This window comes from Rhodoplanes sp. Z2-YC6860 (assembly GCF_001579845.1).
Classification (GTDB): domain Bacteria; phylum Pseudomonadota; class Alphaproteobacteria; order Rhizobiales; family Xanthobacteraceae; genus Z2-YC6860.
In genome coordinates, this window is record NZ_CP007440.1 from 477,098 (window position 1) to 495,763 (window position 18,666).

The 18,666-nt window shown below is 63.8% G+C and carries 21 protein-coding genes and 1 pseudogene; 10 read left to right on the forward strand and 12 right to left on the reverse strand.

Features of this window, described 5'->3' with window-relative positions:
- The first annotated feature begins 148 nt into the window (after positions 1-148).
- Positions 149-1,165 (forward strand): ABC transporter substrate-binding protein, encoded by a 1,017-nt coding sequence (locus RHPLAN_RS02220; protein WP_068013443.1) that lies wholly within the window; start codon positions 149-151, stop codon positions 1,163-1,165.
- Positions 1,166-1,301: 136 nt separating this feature from the next.
- Here RHPLAN_RS02220 and RHPLAN_RS02225 read toward each other — a convergent pair whose 3' ends face one another.
- Genes RHPLAN_RS02225 through RHPLAN_RS02235 form a run of 3 tightly spaced genes read right to left on the reverse strand, consistent with a single transcriptional unit; the run spans position 1,302 to position 3,727 of the window.
- Complete coding sequence (locus tag RHPLAN_RS02225; protein ID WP_157100007.1) at positions 1,302-2,141, reverse strand: ABC transporter permease; 840 nt, start codon at positions 2,139-2,141, stop codon at positions 1,302-1,304.
- 9 nt (positions 2,142-2,150) lie between these two features.
- Positions 2,151-2,954: an ABC transporter permease gene (locus RHPLAN_RS02230; protein WP_068013447.1), complete on the reverse strand. Its 804-nt coding sequence runs from the start codon at positions 2,952-2,954 to the stop codon at positions 2,151-2,153.
- A 2-nt stretch (positions 2,955-2,956) separates the two neighbouring features.
- The gene (locus tag RHPLAN_RS02235; protein WP_068013449.1) at positions 2,957-3,727 is read right to left on the reverse strand and encodes an ABC transporter ATP-binding protein; all 771 of its coding nucleotides are present in this window, start codon (positions 3,725-3,727) and stop codon (positions 2,957-2,959) included.
- 260 nt (positions 3,728-3,987) lie between these two features.
- On the opposite strand from RHPLAN_RS02235, the gene RHPLAN_RS02240 reads away from it, so the two are divergent.
- A complete protein-coding gene (locus RHPLAN_RS02240) occupies positions 3,988-4,296 on the forward strand; it encodes a hypothetical protein (protein ID WP_068013450.1) in 309 nt (102 codons plus the stop codon).
- 68 nt (positions 4,297-4,364) lie between these two features.
- On the opposite strand, the gene RHPLAN_RS02245 is transcribed toward RHPLAN_RS02240, so the two are convergent.
- Positions 4,365-6,260 carry a tetratricopeptide repeat protein gene (locus RHPLAN_RS02245; protein WP_068013452.1) on the reverse strand — a complete coding sequence of 632 codons (1,896 nt, stop codon included), beginning with the start codon at positions 6,258-6,260 and terminating at the stop codon, positions 4,365-4,367.
- Between the two features lie 189 nt (positions 6,261-6,449).
- Here RHPLAN_RS02245 and RHPLAN_RS02250 point away from each other — a divergent pair, with 189 nt between their 5' ends.
- Complete coding sequence (locus RHPLAN_RS02250; protein WP_068013454.1) at positions 6,450-7,694, forward strand: argininosuccinate synthase; 1,245 nt, start codon at positions 6,450-6,452, stop codon at positions 7,692-7,694.
- Positions 7,695-7,728: 34 nt separating this feature from the next.
- On the forward strand, positions 7,729-8,031 hold the full coding sequence (locus tag RHPLAN_RS02255) for a hypothetical protein (protein WP_068013456.1): 303 nt from the start codon (positions 7,729-7,731) through the stop codon (positions 8,029-8,031).
- Here the strand turns inward: RHPLAN_RS02255 and RHPLAN_RS02260 are convergent.
- A complete protein-coding gene (locus RHPLAN_RS02260) occupies positions 8,028-8,537 on the reverse strand; it encodes a pyridoxamine 5'-phosphate oxidase family protein (RefSeq protein ID WP_068013457.1) in 510 nt (169 codons plus the stop codon). The two genes, RHPLAN_RS02255 and RHPLAN_RS02260, sit on opposite strands and share 4 nt — an antisense overlap.
- A 129-nt stretch (positions 8,538-8,666) precedes the next feature.
- On the opposite strand from RHPLAN_RS02260, the gene RHPLAN_RS02265 reads away from it, so the two are divergent.
- Positions 8,667-8,915 (forward strand): hypothetical protein, encoded by a 249-nt coding sequence (locus RHPLAN_RS02265; protein WP_068013458.1) that lies wholly within the window; start codon positions 8,667-8,669, stop codon positions 8,913-8,915.
- Between the two features lie 6 nt (positions 8,916-8,921).
- On the opposite strand, the pseudogene RHPLAN_RS38085 reads toward RHPLAN_RS02265, so the two are convergent.
- The 6 genes and pseudogenes from RHPLAN_RS38085 to sdhC form a co-directional block, all read right to left on the reverse strand.
- Positions 8,922-9,310 (reverse strand): annotated as a pseudogene (locus RHPLAN_RS38085) (VOC family protein).
- 108 nt (positions 9,311-9,418) lie between these two features.
- Complete coding sequence (locus RHPLAN_RS02275; RefSeq protein WP_068013462.1) at positions 9,419-10,222, reverse strand: siderophore-interacting protein; 804 nt, start codon at positions 10,220-10,222, stop codon at positions 9,419-9,421.
- A gap of 161 nt (positions 10,223-10,383) precedes the next feature.
- The gene (locus tag RHPLAN_RS02280; RefSeq protein WP_068013464.1) at positions 10,384-11,163 is read right to left on the reverse strand and encodes a succinate dehydrogenase iron-sulfur subunit; all 780 of its coding nucleotides are present in this window, start codon (positions 11,161-11,163) and stop codon (positions 10,384-10,386) included.
- Between the two features lie 50 nt (positions 11,164-11,213).
- A complete protein-coding gene (gene sdhA / locus RHPLAN_RS02285; RefSeq protein ID WP_068013465.1) occupies positions 11,214-13,046 on the reverse strand; it encodes a succinate dehydrogenase flavoprotein subunit in 1,833 nt (610 codons plus the stop codon).
- Between the two features lie 3 nt (positions 13,047-13,049).
- Complete coding sequence (gene sdhD / locus RHPLAN_RS02290; protein WP_237180028.1) at positions 13,050-13,448, reverse strand: succinate dehydrogenase, hydrophobic membrane anchor protein; 399 nt, start codon at positions 13,446-13,448, stop codon at positions 13,050-13,052.
- The gene (sdhC, locus tag RHPLAN_RS02295) at positions 13,445-13,861 is read right to left on the reverse strand and encodes a succinate dehydrogenase, cytochrome b556 subunit (RefSeq protein ID WP_068030435.1); all 417 of its coding nucleotides are present in this window, start codon (positions 13,859-13,861) and stop codon (positions 13,445-13,447) included. Before sdhC ends, sdhD begins: the two co-directional genes overlap by 4 nt.
- Positions 13,862-14,095: 234 nt before the next feature.
- Here sdhC and RHPLAN_RS02300 point away from each other — a divergent pair, with 234 nt between their 5' ends.
- The gene (locus RHPLAN_RS02300; protein ID WP_068013467.1) at positions 14,096-15,031 is read left to right on the forward strand and encodes a LysR family transcriptional regulator; all 936 of its coding nucleotides are present in this window, start codon (positions 14,096-14,098) and stop codon (positions 15,029-15,031) included.
- A gap of 80 nt (positions 15,032-15,111) precedes the next feature.
- A complete protein-coding gene (locus tag RHPLAN_RS02305) occupies positions 15,112-15,714 on the forward strand; it encodes a superoxide dismutase family protein (RefSeq protein WP_084244179.1) in 603 nt (200 codons plus the stop codon).
- Between the two features lie 9 nt (positions 15,715-15,723).
- Here the strand turns inward: RHPLAN_RS02305 and RHPLAN_RS02310 are convergent, their stop codons facing one another.
- A complete protein-coding gene (locus tag RHPLAN_RS02310) occupies positions 15,724-16,773 on the reverse strand; it encodes a MaoC family dehydratase (RefSeq protein WP_068013469.1) in 1,050 nt (349 codons plus the stop codon).
- A gap of 170 nt (positions 16,774-16,943) precedes the next feature.
- Between RHPLAN_RS02310 and RHPLAN_RS02315 the strand changes: the two genes are divergently transcribed.
- The 3 genes from RHPLAN_RS02315 to RHPLAN_RS02325 all read left to right on the forward strand — a co-directional run bounded on the left by RHPLAN_RS02315 (position 16,944) and on the right by RHPLAN_RS02325 (position 18,665).
- Positions 16,944-17,177, forward strand: a complete 234-nt coding sequence (locus tag RHPLAN_RS02315; protein WP_068030438.1) for a pentapeptide MXKDX repeat protein — start codon at positions 16,944-16,946, stop codon at positions 17,175-17,177.
- Positions 17,178-17,258: 81 nt separating this feature from the next.
- Positions 17,259-17,882, forward strand: a complete 624-nt coding sequence (locus RHPLAN_RS02320) for a cytochrome b/b6 domain-containing protein (protein WP_068013471.1) — start codon at positions 17,259-17,261, stop codon at positions 17,880-17,882.
- 9 nt (positions 17,883-17,891) lie between these two features.
- Positions 17,892-18,665 carry a molybdopterin-dependent oxidoreductase gene (locus RHPLAN_RS02325; RefSeq protein ID WP_068013473.1) on the forward strand — a complete coding sequence of 258 codons (774 nt, stop codon included), beginning with the start codon at positions 17,892-17,894 and terminating at the stop codon, positions 18,663-18,665.
- Position 18,666 lies beyond the last annotated feature (1 nt).

The window sequence follows — 18,666 nt, forward strand, 5'->3', positions numbered from 1 at the left end:
ACGCCCCTAGGCCCCTTTCCCGATCTGTCCTAGGCTCAACGCGCCAAAACTTGGCATATCAAGGCTTTGGCACACCAAGACAAGACGGGCCTTTCAAAGCCTGCCCCGAGCAATGGACTGCGCGATTTCTCAACGGGAGTGGACGTCCATGCAATGGCTTCGGTCGATCGTTCAGATATCCGTGGCGCTCGCTGTCGCGACGCTGTCGTTCGCCGGCGCTGCATCGGCGCAAACCAAGATCACGATCGGCAAGGTGGTCGGCGGCAACGGCCTGCACATTTCGAGTTATGTCGCCGACGTGGCCGGCATCTTCAAGGAAGAAGGCCTCGAAGCCCGCTTCGTTTCGTTGAACGGCAAGGCGCAGGTGACAGCGGGATTGTCCGGCAGCCTCGATTTTGTGCCGATCCCCTCGGGTGGCGCGCAGGCGGCGCTCAACGGCGCCGAGATCCGTTACATCGTCGGCCAGTCGATGTCGTCGCAATGGGTGTTCGTCACGCGCGGTGACATCACCAAGGTCGAGGACCTGAAGGGCAAGACCATAGGCTATGGCCGGCTTGGCTCGGCCGACTACGACGAGGGCGCGACGTATCTGTCGCGGTTCTTCAATCTGCAGGTTGGCAGGGACTACAAGGTGATCGCCTTCCAGGGGGAGCCCGAGCGTATTCCGGCGCTGCTCAACAAGGACATCGATGCGACGATGGTCTCCGCCGCATTTGCGGCTCAGGCGGTGAGCATGGGCATGAAGGTGATCGGGCGCACCTCGGACAAGATGCCACGCGTCGGCGGCACCTTCTGGGCGCCGAAGGCCTATGTCGACAAGAATCCCGAGACGGTGGCGAAGTTCACCCGCTCCATCGCCAAGGCCGTGATGCTTCTGCGCACCAACAAGGAGATCTCGGTAAAGGCCATCAAGGAGCATCTTGGTCTCACCGACGACAAGGTGGTATCCGCGATCTGGGACGAACTGCACAACGTGTTTGGCGCGGAATTGCCGAAGGATCTGTTCCGGGAAATCTTCGAGTCGCGCCGGCTCGATATGATCGCCGAAAACCAGTGGCCCAAGGACAAGCCGCTGCCCGATCCGGAGCAGTTCTTGTTGCGGGCGCAGCTTGAGACCGCGTTGAAGGCGGTCAACTACGTGCCGACCAAGCTCGGGACGAATTGATTTCACCGTCATCGCAACGTGGTCATTCCGGGGCGCGCCGAAAGGCGCGAACCCGGAATCCAGTTAAGACAGCGGTGTTTGCTTCTGGATTCCGGGTTCGCTCGCTACGCGAGCACCCCGGAATGACGCCGGTGGCTCATTCACCCAGCCGCTGGGGCCGCCAGCGGCTGAGGCGGTTTTCGAGAAGCCGCACCAGTCCGGTCATCAGGAGCGACAGCACGGCAAATACGACCAGGCCGGCAAATACGATATCGACCTGATATCGGCTCGCCGCCTGCACCATCACGACGCCGAGGCCCTGCTCGGCGCCGAAGAACTCCGCCACCACCACGCCGAGAACGGCGCGGCCGATCGCCAGCCGCAGGCCCGCGATGATGTAGGGCAACGCGTTGGGCACCACGACCAGCCGGGCCACGTCCCATTCGCTTGCGCCGAACGAACGCACCACATTGATGAGGAGTTTGTCGGCGTTGCGCACACCTTCGTAGGTGTTGATCAGAATCGGAAACAGCGCGCCGATGAACACGATCACCACCTTCGACCAGACGCCGAGTCCGAACCACAGCATAAGCAGGGGCAGGAAAACCAGCCGCGGCGTGGCGTTGAATGCGGTGATGAACGGGTCGAACATCGCGTTCAGCGTGCGCGAGCGGCCGAGCAGCACGCCGAGCGGCAGGCCGACCACGATCGCGAGCAGCAATCCGATACCAAAGCCCGCGGCGCTGACGCCGAGCGGTGCCCAGAGCGTGCCGGTGACCATCATGTTCCAGAGCGTCACGCCGACACGGCTGGGCGTCGTAAAGAACATCTTGGTGCCGGCCGACAGCGCCACGAGGTGCGGCAGTGCTTCCCAGACGATCAACAGCAGCACGATGCTGCCGGTGCCGAGCGCCGCAGGCTCGATCTGCCGCCAAAGGCTCTTTGTCGGAGCTGTGAAACTCTCGGCCGGGGCGTCGGTGCGAAGCGTGTCGGCCATGGCTTCCACCTATTGTCCGGCACGCCACGGAAACGCGGCGCGCTCGGCCCAGCGGATGCCTTCGGTCAGTGCCACCGCGATGACCATGATGACGATGATGCAGGCGAACATCTTGTCGAGTGCAAAGAGATCGCCGAAGCGCGCGATGGCATAGCCGATGCCCTCGGAGGCGGCGAAGAACTCGCCGACCAGCACGCCGATCAAAGCGCGTCCGACCGCGATCCTGGCGCCGGCCACCACGTAAGGCAGAACGCTTGGCACGATGACCTTCAGATAAAGATCGATCTCCCGGCCGCCGAGCGAGCGCACGACGTTGATCAGGAGCGGATCGACCGCGCGCACGCCCGCATAGGCGTTGAACACGAACGGAAACACCGAAAGGAAGAAGATGATCAGCGTCTTGGCCGCAAGTCCCACGCCGAAGAAGATCACGATCAGTGGCGACAGCGCGACCAGGGGGCTCGCGTAGAACACCGTCATCAGCGGATCGAGCGCCCAGCCGACGCGTGTGCGCCAGCCCATCACCACGCCCAGGGCCACGCCGACCACCGTGGCGGCGGTGAGGCCATAGAAGAACGGCACAGCGCTTGCCATGAGATCGCGAAAGAGTGCGCCGCTGCGGATGAGATCGAGCAGGCCCGCTGCGATCAGGTCCGGCTTGCTGATGAACAGCTTGTTGAACGGCACGAACAGGAAGATCGCCTGCCAGGCGGCGAAAAACAGCACGACCGATGTGAGGCCCAGCAGCAGATTGCGGTGGCGCGCGGCAAAGCTTTGGCGCGGCGCATCCTCGGCTGCGGTGTCTTGCGCCATGCTCACACCGTGATCTCGTCCTTCAGCGCATTCCAGATCTCGAGCTTCAGCTCGTTGAATTCCGGCGTGACGCGCATCTCGTAGTCGCGAGGCCTCGGCAGCGCGATCGGAAAGATTTTCTTGGCGCGGCCCGGCCGCTTGGTCATCACCATCACCCTGTCGGAGAGATAGATCGCCTCGTCGATCTGGTGGGTGACGAACAGCACGGTCTTCTTTGCGGTCTGCCAGACGCGAAGGAGTTCGACCTGCATCAGGTCGCGGGTCTGCGCATCGAGCGCCGCGAAAGGCTCATCCATCAGCAGCACGTTCGGATCGGTGGCGAGCGCCCGGGCGAGGCCAACGCGCTGCTTCATGCCGCCGGACAGCTCATGTGGGAAATGGCCCTCGAAGCCTGCGAGCCCGATCATCTCGATCAAGGGCTGCGAGACGTCCCGCCGGGCGCTGGCGGCTATGCCCTTCAACTCGAGACCGAGCTCGACATTGGCCTGGACGGTACGCCAGGGCAGCAGCCCAAACTCCTGAAACACCATGGCGCGGTCGCCACCCGGCCCGGCGATCGGCTTGCCTCCCATCCGGATGTCGCCGGAGTCCGGCTTGATCAGGCCGAGCAGGACGTTGAGGAACGTGCTCTTGCCGCAGCCGGAGGGGCCGACAATGGACAGAAACTCGCCTTCACCAATGTCGATATCGAAGTTGGAGAGCGCGCGGACCGGACCGCGGTTCGGAGGCCGAAAGGTAAGATTGACGTTGCGGCCCTCAATGTACGCCTGCATGCGACTCCACCCGGTTCAACGGAGCGTGCGCCCATAACCAAAGCTTAACCACATTGGCGTCGGAGCGGCAGCCATTCTGCCGCAGTCGAACCGGAGGCGCATCGCCGCATCGCGGCGGCAGATGGGTCTTTTGGCCGCGCTGCCGTTGCAATCTGAACGGAGCGCGCCGTCTCCGTTCATGAATTGGTAAGCATCGACATGCTTCCGTTGTCCCAACTTTGTGCGGCCGAGTCGGCCGCCCAACCCGGGGTCAATCGATCATGCGCAAGGCTTTGATTGTTGCTGCGGCGGCCGCCATCGCGGTTGCCGGAACGGTGTCCCAGCCGGCCCACGCCGGCGATCGTGGCGGTGCAATCGCCGCTGGTGTGCTCGGCGGCCTCGCTGTCGGCGCCATGGTCGGTGCGGCCGCGTCCCAGCCGCGCTATTACGCGCCGCCGCCGGCCTATGTGGCCGAAGAGCCGGTCTATGCCGCCCCGCCGCCGCCGCGCTGCTACTGGACCCGCGGCGAGCCGGCCTGGGATGGCTATCGCGGAGTCTGGGTGCGCCCGCGCGTCCAGGTTTGCGACTAACCAGGTCTGCGACTAACCAAGCCTGCGACCAAGCCGGTCCTCAGCTCAGCGGAACTTGCAACGGCCGATCAGAGGCAGCGCGCGTCGCGTTGCCCACTGCGGCAGCTGTCGCGCTCGAGTTCCTTGATCTTGGCCTTGGCGGCGGTCTGGGCCAGCACCTCGAACATGTCGCGTGGCTTTGCATCGGCGATCCGGTTGAGGTCGTCGAGCGCCGCATTCTGATTGTGCCGCGCCAGCTGGATTTCCGCGCGCGCCAGCCGGCTTTGGACGTTGCGCTCGTCGAGCGTGATGGCTTTGTCGAAATCCGCCATCGCCTTGTCGTCGTCGCCTTTCTTGTGCCATGCGCGCCCGCGGCCGGCGAGCGCCGGCGCGTAGCTCGGGCTTAAAGTCAGCGCGCGTTCGAAATCCGCCATCGCGAGATCGATATTCGATTTCAGGAAGTGCGCATTGCCGCGGGCAGTGAGGATCGGGGCGGTGGCCTGGCCCGCTGATATGACTCGGTCGAGAGCCACGATCGCACGGTCGGGCTGACCGCTTGCCAGCATCGAAAGGCCGCGACCCAGCGTCGCCATGGCGTTATTGGGGTTGGCTTCCAAGGCCCGGTCGAAGTCGGCGGTGGCTTCGGCAACGCGGCCTTTTACCATGAGGCTCAAACCGCGGTGCGCCAGCGCGTCGCTGAATCTCGGGTTGATGGCGAGTGCGCGATCGAATTCAGCCAGCGCCTGATCGTGCTCGCCTTGTGCCGCGAACACCATGCCTTTGCCAACGAACGCCGCGGCTTGCTTGGGATCGAGCTCGATGGCCCGGTCATAACTGCTGCGCGCCTTGTCGTAGTCCTTCTTGATCAAATAGAGCGCGCCGCGGGCGACATACACAAGGACAGCCTTGCCATCGAGTTGGATGGCGCGGTCGTAGTCGGCCAGCGCCTGGTCGAGCTTGTTCATCCGGACCAGATTGTCAGCCCGGAACGCATAGACCTTGCTGTCGTTCGGAGCGATCCGTACGGCCCGGTCGAAGTCGGCGGCGGCTTCGCTCCTTTGATTCTTCGCGATGCGCACCATGCCGCGCATCAGAACAGCATCCTTGGATTGCGGCGAACGGGCCACTTCGGTATCGAGCAGCGCCAGCGCCTCATCGAACTTTCGCTGGTTGAGGAGCGCGATTGCCTGCGCGACCGGGGTGCGTTGGGCGCCCACCGCAGGCGGCGTGACCGGAACAGCAGGCGCAGCCGTCGGCGCGGCGGGCTGCGGCTGCGAGCCGCCGAGCTGTTCGCGCGTCGCTGCAGCGATGCGCCGGCGCTCCTGGAGAAACTTGTCGTTCGGCGCCATCGCCAGCGCGCGGTCGTAGTCCGCAATGGCGCGGTCGAACTCGCCCTTGGCGTTGTAAACATCACCGCGCGCGGCGAGGTAGTTGATCCGGTTTGGATCGATCGCGACGGCGCGGCTGATGTCGTTCAGCGCCAAGTCGATCTCGCCGCGCATGCGGTGGACTTCGCCGCGGCGGAAATAGGGCTCGGCGTAGTTCGGGCTCAGCGCGATGGCGCGGTCGTAATCGGACACCGCCTGGTCGAGCTTGCCGGTCTGGGCCAGCAGGGTGCCGCGAAAAGCCAGCGCCGTGGTGTTGACCTGGTTCAGCTCCAGCGCCCGATTGTAATCCTTCAGCGCATCGTCGAAGTCGCGTCGTGCCGCGTGGATGTTGCCGCGCCACGTATAGGCCATTGAATTGTTGGGAGTGAGCTCCAGCGACTTGTTGAGGTCGGCGAGCGCATTATCGATCTGGTTGCGCTGCCGCAGCGCGACGCCCCGGCGGATATGAGCTTCACCCAATTGCGCATCGCTCAAGCCCCCGCGGTCGATCAGGGCCCCGCAGCCGGCGATCGTCTTGACGGGATCGTTGGAACGGCAGTCCTCAGCGTCACCGGCCCACGCAGCCGCGACCGGCAGCGCCAAAAGCAGCGCCGCCATGCCCAACCCAAGGGTGATTCTGTTGACTCTTGGCACGGCTGTCCTGATAGCAATGCGCAGAGGATAACCGGCCGCAATGCAACAAGGTTCAAGCGCGGCGGCGGAAACAAGACGGATTGTATTCTCTTTTCAGCCCCAACTCTACGGTGTAGTTGGGCGCGGAGCGTGAAGGAGCGAGCGGGTTAGATCATGCCGGACGGCGGGTTGGGTAAGGGCGTCAAGAAGGTTGTGCTGGCCTATTCGGGCGGGCTCGACACTTCGATCATTTTGAAGTGGTTGCAGACCACCTATGGCTGCGAGGTCGTGACCTTCACGGCCGATCTGGGCCAGGGCGGCGAGCTTGCGCCGGCGCGCGAGAAGGCGCTGCTGCTCGGTATCAAGGAGCAGAACATCTTCATCGAGGACCTGCGCGAGGAGTTCGTCCGCGATTACGTCTTCCCGATGTTCCGCGCCAACGCCCAGTACGAAGGGCTTTATCTGCTCGGCACCTCGATCGCGCGGCCGCTGATCGCCAAGAAGCAGATCGAGATCGCGCACAAGGTCGGCGGCGATGCGGTGGCGCATGGCGCGACCGGCAAGGGCAACGATCAGGTCCGCTTCGAGCTGTCGTATTATTCGCTCGATCCGTCGATCAAGATCATCGCGCCGTGGCGCGAGTGGAGCTTCAAGGGCCGCGAGGAGCTGCTCGCCTTCGCGCGCGAGAACCAGATCCCGGTCGCAAAGGACAAGGAGGGCGAGTCGCCGTTCTCGGTCGATGCCAACCTTCTGCACTCGTCGTCCGAAGGCAAGGTGCTGGAGGATCCGGCGAAGGAAGCACCCTCGATCGTCTATCAACGCACCATCTCGCCGATGGAAGCGCCCGACACGGTCACCGAAATTCGCATCGGTTTCGAGAAAGGCGATGCTGTCAGCATCGACGGCAAGAAGCTTTCGCCCGATGCGGTGTTGACGAAGCTCAATGAGCTCGGTCACGACAACGGCATCGGCCGGCTCGATCTCGTGGAAAACCGTTTCGTCGGCATGAAGTCGCGCGGCGTCTACGAGACGCCGGGCGGCACCATCCTGCTCGCCGCCCATCGGGCGATCGAGTCGATCACGCTCGACCGCGGCGCGGCGCATCTCAAGGACGAGCTGATGCCGCGTTACGCGGAGCTCATCTATAACGGTTTCTGGTTCACGCCGGAGCGCGAGATGATCCAGGCGCTGATCGACAAGAGCCAGGAGCATGTCGAAGGTGAGGTGCGGCTCAAGCTCTACAAGGGCAATGTGATGATGGCGGGCCGCGAGAGCCAGAAGTCGCTCTACTCGTCGACGCTGGTCACCTTCGAAGACGACAAGGGCGCCTACGATCAGAAGGATGCCGAGGGCTTCATCCGGTTGAACGCCTTGCGGCTTCGAACGTTGGGAATGCGGCGGAAGAAGTTCAATCGATAGACGCGCGTTCGGCCTGCGCGTCAGGAAGGCAAGCATGCCCAACGTGCTCGGCAAGATCGCGGTTGCCACCGGCTCGGCGCTCGTCGCCGGCGGGCTGCTGATCATCGCTTATCTTGCGGCCGGCACCTCCATCCTGGCGGGCTTCCTGTCGGCGATATTTCTGGTCGGTGAGCGCACCGACGTGGTGCAATACGTCTTCGCGCCGATCGCGTTCTCGGCGCTGCTGATTTTTGCAGCCGCGTCCTGGGGCCTGACGGCGTTGGGCGTCGGCGCCTGGTGGCTCTGGAAGCAGAAGCGCGAGCAGGAACCGCCCGCGCCGCCTCCACCGGCGCCTTAGCTCATCGCCACAGTCTTCTTCCGGTTTTCGCCCACGAACGGCTTTTCGCCGGTGATCTTGGCTTTGGCGAATTCGAATGCCGCGACAAGTTTGCTCGACGGTCCGTCCCAGAGTTCCGCCAGCACAGGTTCGATCGTCAACACCCGGCCGTTCGGATCGTCCGGGCCTTCTTTCCACCAGACGCTGTCGATGCTTTTCCAGATCTTGCGCGCGCGTTGCGGGTCTTTCGCCACCGAGGCGCGGCCCGTGATGGAAAGATAGGCGTTGTCGCCCGGTACCGTGACGATCCAACAGACGTCAGGATGAGCCGCGATCTCGTCATCCTTGTAGCCGCGCACGTCGGTGAGAAAGAAGATCGCGCCGGCATCACGGTCGGGCCGCGCGTCGAGCGGGCGTGACCGCAATCCGTCCGAAAACCGCGTGGTCAGCATGCCGATGCTATTCTTCTCCAGAATGTCCCAGACACGGGTAACGTCGTCGGCCTTGGCGGAAGCTTGGTCAGGCATCAGGGCTCTCCTTGGTTGAAGAGCCAACGACGCCGTTTGGGCTAGGTTCCAGCATCTGGCGAAGGGCTGGAAGGTTCCTATATGCTCAGCGCCGATCGCGCACCCGCGCGATCTCAGGGGATCGGACAGATGATCTACGTCCTCGCCGTCTTCATTCCGCCGTTGGGCTTGCTGCTCAACGGGCAGATATTCTCGGCGATCATCAACGCCGTCTTGATCGTGCCGTGCCTGCTGCTCGGCTTCATCATTCCGATGCTGTGGCTGGTGCCGTCGGCTCACGCCGTGATCGCGATTTATATGTCGCGCGAAGACCGCAAGCATCGTGAGATCGTCGACGCCATCGAGCGCCACGGGCCGCCGCCCGGCTGGCGTGGCTGATCCACCTCAGCCCGGGGCGTGGCAGACGGCCTCGATGTTGTGGCCGTCGGGATCGAACACGAACGCCGCATAATAGTTCGGGTGATAGTGCGGCCGCAGCCCGGCGCCCCGTTGTCCTTGCCGCCAGCGGTGAGCGCCGCCTTGTGGAACGCATCGACGCTGGCGCGGTCCTTGGTCTGAAACGCGACATGCAGCGGCTTGTCGATGCCGCCTTCAGCCCCGATCCAGAAATCCGGCTTGCCGCCTTCGCCGAAGCCCGCCGCGGGCGCGCCACTCGGATTGCCCTCCGCCGGGACTTCCATGATCAGCGCGTAACCGAGCGGAGCCAGAGCCTTCGCATAGAACGTCTTGGCGCGCTCGTAGTCGGACACCGCAAAACCGATATGGTCGATCATGCCGCTCTCCTCGCCGTTGCTCCGATGCAATAACGCACGGGAGCGCGACCGGAATGCGTCAAAAAGGCTGCCACTGGCGAGGTGCCCAAGGCTCGCGCCGGCCGGACGTCAGTCGTTGTGCGTCTCGTGAATGCTGACCGCGCCACGCTTCCAGTAGCCCGCAGCCTTGACCCACGCCTTGTCGAATCCGCGCTCGGCGACGAAGTGCTGCCGGATCAGCTTCGCGGTCTGCGACTCGCCGGCTGCCCAGCAATAGCCGTCGCCAGTTTGCGGCAGCTTGAGCGCCCGCACCGCGTCGAGCAGCGGGGCCGGGTCCTCGGCGCGCGATAGCGGTCGATGCACCCAGACGGTTTCGACCGTAGCGCGGCTTTCGAAAGTCTGCTGCTCTGCGGCATCGGTCACCGCGGCGACAACGATCGCGCGAGTGCCCCGGCGCAACTCTTCGAGCCGTCGGCCGATCGCGGGCAATGCGGTTTCGTCGCCCACGAAAAGATACCAGTCGAAGTCGTCAGGCACGACAAACGAGCCGCGCGGCCCACCGATGGCAAGCTGCTGGCCTGGCGCGGCCTGCGAGGCCCAGCTCGTGGCCGGTCCCGCCTCGTGCAGCGCGAAATCGATGATGAGCTCCTGACGCCCCGAGTCGAAGCGCCGCGGCGTGTAGTCGCGCCCGGGCGAGCGGGCAGCGCCGTTGGCTTCTCCATTTGCACCGGCTTCGGGCAATGTCGGCTTCGTGTCTCCCGGCAGCGGAAAGAACACCTTCACGTGGTCGTCGTAGGACGCGCTGTTGAATCCCTCGAGATCGCCGCCGAGCGTGATGCGGGCCATTCCGGGCGTGATGCGTTCAACCTGCTGCACGGTCAGCAGGCGGCGGCGCGGTTCGTGACGGACGCGGGTGATGGCGTGCTTGGACATTGGCAATCCTCTCGGAGGTCGGCATGCGGATTTGTGCGCAATTCGCGACCGCAGGGCAGCGAAAAACTTCGCATCGACCAATGTAGGACTGTCCGGGCGGCGTTAAAGCGCCGCCCGCGATGTGCCGTCTGGAATACGTCTAGCTAACGCGGCGTCGACGGCTAAACCTGCCGCTCGACCATCTTCTTCTTGATCTCGGCGATTGACTTCGCCGGATTGAGGCCCTTCGGGCAGGCCTTGGAGCAGTTCATGATGGTGTGGCAGCGGTAAAGCCGGAACGGATCCTCGAGGTTGTCGAGGCGCTCGCCGGTTGCCTCGTCGCGGCTGTCGCTGATCCAGCGGTTGGCCTGCAGCAGCGCGGCCGGGCCGAGATAGCGGTCCTGATTCCACCAGTAGCTCGGGCACGAGGTCGAGCAGCAGGCGCACAGGATGCACTCGTAGTGATTGTCGAGCTTCTGCCGGTCCTCGTGGCTCTGCTTCCATTCCTTCTCGGGCGGCGGCGACTTGGTCTGCAGCCACGGCTCGATCGAGGCATACTGGGCGTAGAAGTTGGTGAGGTCGGGAACGAGGTCCTTCACCACCTCCATGTGCGGCAGCGGATAGACCTTGATGGTGCCCTTCACCTCGTCCATGCCCTTGGTGCAGGCGAGCGTGTTGGTGCCGTCGATGTTCATCGCGCAGGAGCCGCACACGCCTTCGCGGCAGGAGCGGCGGAAGGTCAGCGTCGGATCGATCTTGTTCTTGATCCAGATCAGCGCGTCGAGAATCATCGGCGCGCAGTCGTCGCGGTCAACGAAGTAGGTGTCCATCCGCGGATTGGCACCGTCCTCCGGATTCCAGCGGTAGACGCGGAACGCGGTGACGTGGCGCGCGCCGCTCGGGCGCTGCCAAGTCTTGCCCTCGGTGATCTTGGAGTTCTGCGGCAGGTTGAGCTGAACCATTTCAAGTGTCTCGCAATCGGATCGTCGAGGAGTGTCAGTACACGCGAGCCTTAGTACACGCGTGCTTTGGGCTCGATGTAGCTGACGTCGTTGGTGAGCGTGTAGGTGTGGACGGGGCGGTAGTCGATCTTCACGTTGCCCTTCTCGTCCATCCACGACAGCGTGTGCTTCATCCAGTTCTTGTCGTCGCGGTCCGGGAAATCCTCGCGCGCGTGCGCGCCGCGGCTTTCGGTGCGGTTCACCGCCGAGTCCATCGTCACGACGGCCTGAACGATCAGGTTGTCGAACTCCAGCGATTCGACGAGGTCGGAGTTCCAGACCAGCGAGCGATCGGTAACGCGGATGTCGCCGGCGGCGTCATAGGCCTCGTGGATGAGCTTGCTGCCCTCCTGCAGAACCTCGCCGGTGCGGAACACCGCGCAGTTGTTCTGCATCACCTTCTGCATGCGGCCGCGGAGCTCCGCGGTCGGCGTGCTGCCGTTGGCGTTGCGGATGCGGTCGAGGCGGGAAAGCGCCCGCTCGGCGGAGTCCTTCGGCAGCTCCGGCTGCTTGTCGTTGGCGGTCAGCGTGTCGGCGAGATGCAGCGCCGCGGCGCGGCCGAACACCACCAAGTCGATCAGCGAGTTGGAGCCGAGGCGGTTGGCGCCGTGGACGGACACGCAGCCCGCTTCGCCGATCGCCATCAGGCCCGGCACCACCACGTCATCGACGCCGTTCTTCTTGGTCAGCGCTTCGCCCTTCCAGTTCGTGGCGATGCCGCCCATGTTGTAGTGCACGGTCGGGATCACCGGGATCGGCTCGCGGGTGAGATCGACGCCGGCAAAGATGCGAGCGCTCTCGGTGATGCCGGGCAGACGCTCGTGCAGCACCTCCGGCGCGAGATGGTCGAGGTGCAGGAAAATGTGGTCCTTCTGCTTGCCGACGCCGCGGCCTTCCCGGATTTCGATGGTCATCGAGCGGGAGACGACGTCGCGCGAGGCCAGGTCCTTCGCCGACGGCGCGTAGCGTTCCATGAAGCGCTCGCCCTCGGAGTTGACGAGGTAGGCACCTTCGCCACGCGCGCCCTCGGTGATCAGGCAGCCCGAGCCGTAGATGCCGGTCGGGTGGAACTGGACAAACTCCATGTCCTGGAGCGGCACGCCGGCGCGCAGCGCCATCGCGTTGCCGTCGCCGGTCTGGGTGTGCGCGCCGGTGCACGACATGTAGGCGCGGCCGTAACCGCCAGTGGCCAGGATGGTTTGCTGGGCGCGGAAGCGGTGGATCGAGCCGTCGTCGAGGTTCAGTGCAATCACGCCGCGGCAGCGGCCTTCGTCATCCATGATCAGGTCGATGGCGAAGTACTCGACGTAGAACTCCGCCGCGTGCCTGAGTGCCTGGCCGTACATGGTGTGCAGCATGGCGTGACCGGTGCGGTCTTGCGCCGCGCAGGTGCGCTGCGCCGTGCCCTTGCCGAAATGCGTGGTCATGCCGCCGAACGGCCGCTGATAGATCTTGCCGTCTTCCTCGCGACGCGAGAACGGCATGCCCCAGTGCTCGAGCTCATAGACCGCGGCCGGCGCCTCGCGGACCATGTATTCGATGGCGTCCTGGTCGCCGAGCCAGTCGGCGCCCTTGACGGTGTCGTACATATGCCAGCGCCAGTCGTCCTCGCCCATGTTGCCGAGCGAAGCCGCGATGCCGCCCTGCGCCGCAACGGTGTGCGAGCGGGTCGGAAACACCTTGGTGATGCAGGCGGTCTTGAGGCCTGCTTCCGAGCAGCCCACCACGGCGCGCAGGCCGGAGCCGCCGGCGCCGACGACAACGACGTCGTAGCTGTGATCCTCGATCGGGTAGGCCCGACCATTGGTTTTCGGCGCAGCGCCGTTCGTGCCGTTTCCAGCCATGGCTTAAAGTCCGAATGAGAGCTTCAGGATCGCGAACACCGCGGCGAGACCCACGGCGAACGAGAAGAATGTGTTGGCCATCAGCGAGACGAGCTTGGCGATCTCGTCGTGGACGTAATCCTCGATGATCACCTGCATGCCGAGCCACATATGATAGACGCAGCTGACAATGAACAGCAGCAGCGTAATGGCGACCAGCGTCGAGCCGAGGATCTGCACCACGGCGGCGTGATTGCGGCCGAGGATCGACATGATGATCACGATCGCCGCGATGGTCAGCGGAACGTTCGCGACCGCGGTCAGCCGCTGGCGCCAGAAATGGCCGGTCCCGTGATGCGCCGACCCGAGAGCGCGGACGCGGCCGAGCGGCGTGCGGATGGATTTCTGCGCGTGGTCGCTCACCGGATGCCTCCCATCACGAGGTAGCCCACAATCCAGAGCATGATCGTGCAGACGATCGATCCCACCAAAGTGGCGGCCGTCATCCATTCGCGCTCGGCGGGGCCGAAGCCGTAGCCCAGGTCCCAGACGAAGTGCTTGATGCCGCCCAGCAAGTGGTGGATCAGCGCCCAGGTGTAGCCGAACAGGATCAGCCGCCCGATCAGCGTTTCCATGAACCATTGCACCGACGCATAGGCATTCGGTCCGGTGGCTGCCGCGACCAGCCACCACACCAGCAACAAGGTGCCCACGTAGAGCGCGCCACCCGTGATGCGATGGACGATGGACATCATCATCGTCAGCATCGGCTTGTAGATTTGCAGGTGCGGAGAGAGCGGGCGGTTCTTCAAGTGCGTTGCTTTGGCCTCAGCCATCATTCTCACTCCGGCGGTAACTCTGTCCGCTTTAGAATTGTTCGTAGCCGAAGGTGGCGGGTGCTGCAACGCCGCGAGCACGCGTTTCGGCGCGATTCTGAGGCTCCGGACGCGCAACGGTGGCCCAGTGCCTATTTCGTTTCAGACGAAAGATATGGTATTGAGAATGCCTCCAAAATGCGCGTTTTTAAAAGCCAGGCTTCGTGAAATGCGAAGGATAGTTCAAGGGCCGCCATGCGCTTCGACTTGACCGATCTCAGCCTGTTTCGCCATGTGGTGGAGGCAGGCAGCATCACGCGCGGCGCCGACCGCGCGCATCTCGCGCTGGCCGCTGCATCCACCCGGATTCGCAACATGGAGGAGGCGCTGGGTGCGCCGTTGCTGGTACGTGCTCGCCAGGGCGTGACGCCGACGCCCGCCGGTCGAACGCTGGTCCAGCACGCCCGGACCATGTTGGGACAGGCCGAGCGGCTGCGCGAGGATCTGGCGACCTATGCGGGTGGACTGGCCGGCCAGGTGCGGGTGCTCTCCAACACCAACGCGCTCACCGAATTTCTGCCCGAGGCGCTGAGCACGTTCCTCACCGCGCATCCGAACGTCAACGTCGATCTCGAGGAGCGGTTGAGCGACGAGATCGTGGGGCTCATCGCAGAGGGTGTCGGCGACATCGGTATCATTGCCGGCACGGTCGATCCGGGCCGGCTCACCACTTATCCATTTCGCAGCGATCGTTTCGTGTTGGTGGTGGCGCGCGATCATCCGCTGGCTAAGCGTGACAAGGTGGAGTTCGCCGAGGTGCTCGATCTGGACTTTGTCGGGCTTGATCGCGCCAGTGCGCTGCAACGCTTTCTGTCGAGCAAGGCCACCCAGGTCGGCAGGCCGTTGCGGCTGCGCGTGCAACTGCGCAGCTTCGAGGGCGTGTGCCGCCTGGTGGAGCGCCATGTCGGCGTCGGTATCGTGCCGGCCACGACGGCAAGCAGCGCCATCAAATCCATGGCGATCAAGGCCGTGGACCTGGCCGATCCTTGGGCGCTGCGCGAGCTGACGATTTGCGTGCGCGATTTCAAAGCGCTGCCGCCTTATGCGCAGCAACTCGTCGAGCACATGCGTGCCGAGGCGCGCCCCGCAGAAGCGCGCCAGGCCAAAACACGCCACGCCGGAACACATTAGTTTGATGGGTGTTTACCGGCGTGGAACTTCGACCATGCGCTAGAGTTTCCTCCGGGGGCAGCCTGAGGGAGATATTTTTCATGCGTAGGTTCAGTTTGCTTGTCGCGGCCGCGCTCCTTTCGACCGTTGCGGTGCTGCCTGCTTCGGCCGAAAACCTCGCCAACGCGCAGCTCAAAGATGGAAGCGGCAAGGCGGTGGGTGACGTCGATCTGGTGCAGACCCAGGACGGAGTGCTGATCAAGCTTCAGCTCAAAGGCATTCCGGCCGGCGAGCATGCCTTCCATATCCACGCGGTCGGCAAGTGCGAGGCGCCCTTCAACTCTGCCGGCCCGCATTTCAATCCCGCCAATCACAAGCATGGCATGATGTCCGGCGAGGGCCATGCCGGCGACATGCCGAACCTGCATGTGCCCCAAAGCGGCGAGCTGAGCGTCGAGGTGCTCAATACGGCAGTCACACTGGACAAGAACAAGCCAAACTCGTTGCTTGACGCGGACGGTTCGGCGCTCGTCATCCACGCCAAGGCTGACGACTACAAGAGCGACCCGGCTGGCAATGCCGGCGACCGCATCGCTTGCGGCGTGATCCAGGCAAGCGGTGCCTCGGGGGCGACGGTCGGCAGTTCGCCTCCCAAGAACGTGCCTGCCATAAGAGAAAAAGGCGATGCGCCCGCCAAGCCATAGCTCGGCGCGTCAGCGTGGGATGAGCACCCAATAATCCAGATCGAGCAGAACGGCGGGGTCGTAGTCCTCGCCGTTCTTGTAGGGAAAGTCGGCGCAGGGCTTGTCGCTCGTCGCCACCGTCCGCAACCGCAGCGCGCCGACATCGTCACGGCCCGGCAACTCGCTTTTCGCCAGCACCTCCGACCATGCAAACACCGTGCGGCCGGCAAACAGCGGCGAGACGTGCCGGCCGCCGTTGACGGCGGCGATGTGAAACGCATTGCCGAGACCGTTAAAGGAGATGGCGCGCGCGAGTGAAATCACGTGGCCACCATAGATCAGCCGGCGGCCGAAGCGGCTCTGCGCCGCCGAGAACTGATCGAAGTGAATCCGTGCGGTGTTCTGATAGAGCCGCGTCGCGGTCTGGTGTTCAGCCTCTTCGACCGTGATGCCGTCGACGTGGTCGATCTTCTCGCCAATCTCGTAGTCGCCATATCGATAGGGGCTGCCGGCCAGTTCCAGATCGTAAGCCTCACGTTTGATTGGCGGACATGCGCTACCCAGAAGCCGCGCCTCCACGAATGTGGGCAGCCGCGGCACATGGTCGCCGGGCGCCGGCGCCGACTCGTCGCGCTTTCGCACCATCACCCAGCGGACATATTCGAGCACGGCCGTGCCGTCCTGCTTCATGCCGCGGGTGCGCACATAGACGATGCCGGTCTTGCGATTGGAGTTTTCCTTGAGTCCGATCACCTCGGAGGTCGCGCTGAGCGTATCGCCAGGGAAAACCGGCGCGAGAAACTGCATGCCCGCGTACCCGAGATTGGCCACCGCATTCAGCGACACGTCCGGCACGGTCTTGCCGAACACCACATGGAACACCAGAAGATCGTCCAGCGGCGCGCGATCATAGCCAATGGCTATGGCGAAGGCGTCCGACGACTGCACCGCGAAACGAGGCCCGAACAGGCCCGTATAGAGCGCCACGTCGCCAACGGTCATGGTTCGCGGCGTGGCGTGGCGGATGATCTGGCCGAGGCGGAAATCCTCGAAGAAATTGCCGGTGCTGGTCTTGGTCATGATGACACTCTTCGACGTCGGGCTCCGGCTTGCTCTGTATAGCGCGTTTCGCTGGTGTCACGAAACCGTGAGTTTTTCGCCACAAACACATACGGAAACCTGAGACGCATGTGTTCGGAACGCCTGATAGCAAATGAGTGCTGCGTTAGGCAGCACCAAGGAGGGTGATCATGATCAAGCGTTTGATTGTTGCTTCGACCGTTGCGGCCGGCCTCGCTCTCGCGCCTGCGGCCTTCGCCGAGGATGCCATGAGCAAGCCCGGGATGGCGAAGGACTCCAAGATGGACAGCAAAATGGACAAGAAGACTGACGCGATGTCCAAGGAGTCCGGCAAGATGTCCAACACCGGCGGCATGATGGACAAGAAGGACGGCATGTCCAAAGACGGTATGAAGAAGAACTAATTTTCTGGGCGCCGGGCCCGCGCTTGCGAGTCCGGCGCTTTTCCCCCAGATTCAAGGGATGCCAGCGAACAGGCGGCAGCCATGACCAGCATCGGTCTCACGACGACTTCGGAGCGCACACGGCTTGTGATCCATCCGGCCTGGGTGCGGGTCACTCACTGGATCAACGCGCTCGCGATGCTGGTGATGATCGGCTCGGGCTGGGAGATCTACAACGCCTCGCCGCTGTTCGGCTTTACGTTTCCCGGCTCGGTCACGCTCGGCGGCTGGCTTGCCGGCGCGCTGCTTTGGCACTTCGCCGCGATGTGGGTGCTGGCGGTCAATGGCCTGATCTACATCATCTTGGGATTCATCAGCGGCCGTTTCCGAAAGAAGTTCCTGCCGATCCGGCCGGGCGACGTGATCGCCGACGCCAAGGCGGCGCTCACGTTCAAGCTCTCGCACGACGACATCTCGGTCTACAACGCGGTGCAGCGGCTGTTGTACGTCGGCGTGATCCTGGCCGGCGTGGTGATTGTGCTGTCGGGACTTTCGATCTGGAAGCCGGTGCAGCTGCAGGAACTCACAGCAGTGTTCGGCGGCTATGACACCGCCCGCTTCGTGCACTTTTTTGCCATGGCGGCGATCGTGGGCTTTCTGGCGGTCCATGTGCTGCTCGCGCTGATCGTGCCGAAGAGCCTCAAGGCCATGGTGACGGGACGGTAGGAGGCAGCGATGCCACGCAAACGCATCATTCCGGGCGTCGACCAGAAGCTGCTGATCAAGGACGCGGCCAAGCTGATGCCGGAGCCGTCGCGACGGCTGTTTCTGCGCGGCGGCTTGAGCGTCGGTGCGCTGGCCTTGCTCACCGGCTGCGCCATCATCGATGACGACACGGCGGAGGGTGCGCTGCGCCAGATCTCGAAGTTCAACGACCGCATCCAGGCCTGGCTGTTCAACCCGAACAAGCTCGCGCCGGAATTTCCCGAAAGCGCCATCAAGCGACCGTTCCCCTTCAACGGCTACTACCCCGAGGATGAGGCCCCCGAAGTCGACGGCGATACCTGGAAGCTCGAGGTCGGCGGGCTGATCGAGAACAAGGAGCCGTGGACACTCGAGCAGCTCAATGCATTGCCGCAGGTGTCGCAGATCACCCGCCACATCTGCGTCGAGGGCTGGAGTGCGATCGGCTCCTGGCAAGGTGTGCGGCTTTCGGATTTCCTGAAGCACATCGGCGCCGACACGCGCGCCAAATACGTCTGGTTCCAATGTGCCGAGGGCTATTCCAACACGATCGATATGGCGACCGCACTGCATCCACAGACGCAGCTGTCGCTGAAGTTCGACAATCAAACGTTGCCGCGCAAGTACGGCTTCCCGATGAAGTGTCGCATCCCGACCAAGCTCGGCTTCAAGAATCCGAAATACATCACGGCGCTCTACGTGCAGAACAACGACGCCGGCGGCTATTGGGAGAACCAGGGCTACAACTGGTTCAGCGGGTCGTAGA

What these genes read in the sequence shown, in the direction of transcription:
- RHPLAN_RS02220 (WP_068013443.1), top strand. Translation starts at nt 149, where the DNA reads ATGCAATGGCTTCGGTCGATCGTTCAGATATCCGTGGCGCTCGCTGTC.
- RHPLAN_RS02225 (WP_157100007.1), bottom strand. Translation starts at nt 2,141, where the DNA reads ATGGCCGACACGCTTCGCACCGACGCCCCGGCCGAGAGTTTCACAGCT.
- RHPLAN_RS02230 (WP_068013447.1), bottom strand. Translation starts at nt 2,954, where the DNA reads ATGGCGCAAGACACCGCAGCCGAGGATGCGCCGCGCCAAAGCTTTGCC.
- RHPLAN_RS02235 (WP_068013449.1), bottom strand. Translation starts at nt 3,727, where the DNA reads ATGCAGGCGTACATTGAGGGCCGCAACGTCAATCTTACCTTTCGGCCT.
- RHPLAN_RS02240 (WP_068013450.1), top strand. Translation starts at nt 3,988, where the DNA reads ATGCGCAAGGCTTTGATTGTTGCTGCGGCGGCCGCCATCGCGGTTGCC.
- RHPLAN_RS02245 (WP_068013452.1), bottom strand. Translation starts at nt 6,260, where the DNA reads ATGGCGGCGCTGCTTTTGGCGCTGCCGGTCGCGGCTGCGTGGGCCGGT.
- RHPLAN_RS02250 (WP_068013454.1), top strand. Translation starts at nt 6,450, where the DNA reads ATGCCGGACGGCGGGTTGGGTAAGGGCGTCAAGAAGGTTGTGCTGGCC.
- RHPLAN_RS02255 (WP_068013456.1), top strand. Translation starts at nt 7,729, where the DNA reads ATGCCCAACGTGCTCGGCAAGATCGCGGTTGCCACCGGCTCGGCGCTC.
- RHPLAN_RS02260 (WP_068013457.1), bottom strand. Translation starts at nt 8,537, where the DNA reads ATGCCTGACCAAGCTTCCGCCAAGGCCGACGACGTTACCCGTGTCTGG.
- RHPLAN_RS02265 (WP_068013458.1), top strand. Translation starts at nt 8,667, where the DNA reads ATGATCTACGTCCTCGCCGTCTTCATTCCGCCGTTGGGCTTGCTGCTC.
- RHPLAN_RS02275 (WP_068013462.1), bottom strand. Translation starts at nt 10,222, where the DNA reads ATGTCCAAGCACGCCATCACCCGCGTCCGTCACGAACCGCGCCGCCGC.
- RHPLAN_RS02280 (WP_068013464.1), bottom strand. Translation starts at nt 11,163, where the DNA reads ATGGTTCAGCTCAACCTGCCGCAGAACTCCAAGATCACCGAGGGCAAG.
- sdhA (WP_068013465.1), bottom strand. Translation starts at nt 13,046, where the DNA reads ATGGCTGGAAACGGCACGAACGGCGCTGCGCCGAAAACCAATGGTCGG.
- sdhC (WP_068030435.1), bottom strand. Translation starts at nt 13,861, where the DNA reads ATGGCTGAGGCCAAAGCAACGCACTTGAAGAACCGCCCGCTCTCTCCG.
- RHPLAN_RS02300 (WP_068013467.1), top strand. Translation starts at nt 14,096, where the DNA reads ATGCGCTTCGACTTGACCGATCTCAGCCTGTTTCGCCATGTGGTGGAG.
- RHPLAN_RS02305 (WP_084244179.1), top strand. Translation starts at nt 15,112, where the DNA reads ATGCGTAGGTTCAGTTTGCTTGTCGCGGCCGCGCTCCTTTCGACCGTT.
- RHPLAN_RS02310 (WP_068013469.1), bottom strand. Translation starts at nt 16,773, where the DNA reads ATGACCAAGACCAGCACCGGCAATTTCTTCGAGGATTTCCGCCTCGGC.
- RHPLAN_RS02315 (WP_068030438.1), top strand. Translation starts at nt 16,944, where the DNA reads ATGATCAAGCGTTTGATTGTTGCTTCGACCGTTGCGGCCGGCCTCGCT.
- RHPLAN_RS02320 (WP_068013471.1), top strand. Translation starts at nt 17,259, where the DNA reads ATGACCAGCATCGGTCTCACGACGACTTCGGAGCGCACACGGCTTGTG.
- RHPLAN_RS02325 (WP_068013473.1), top strand. Translation starts at nt 17,892, where the DNA reads ATGCCACGCAAACGCATCATTCCGGGCGTCGACCAGAAGCTGCTGATC.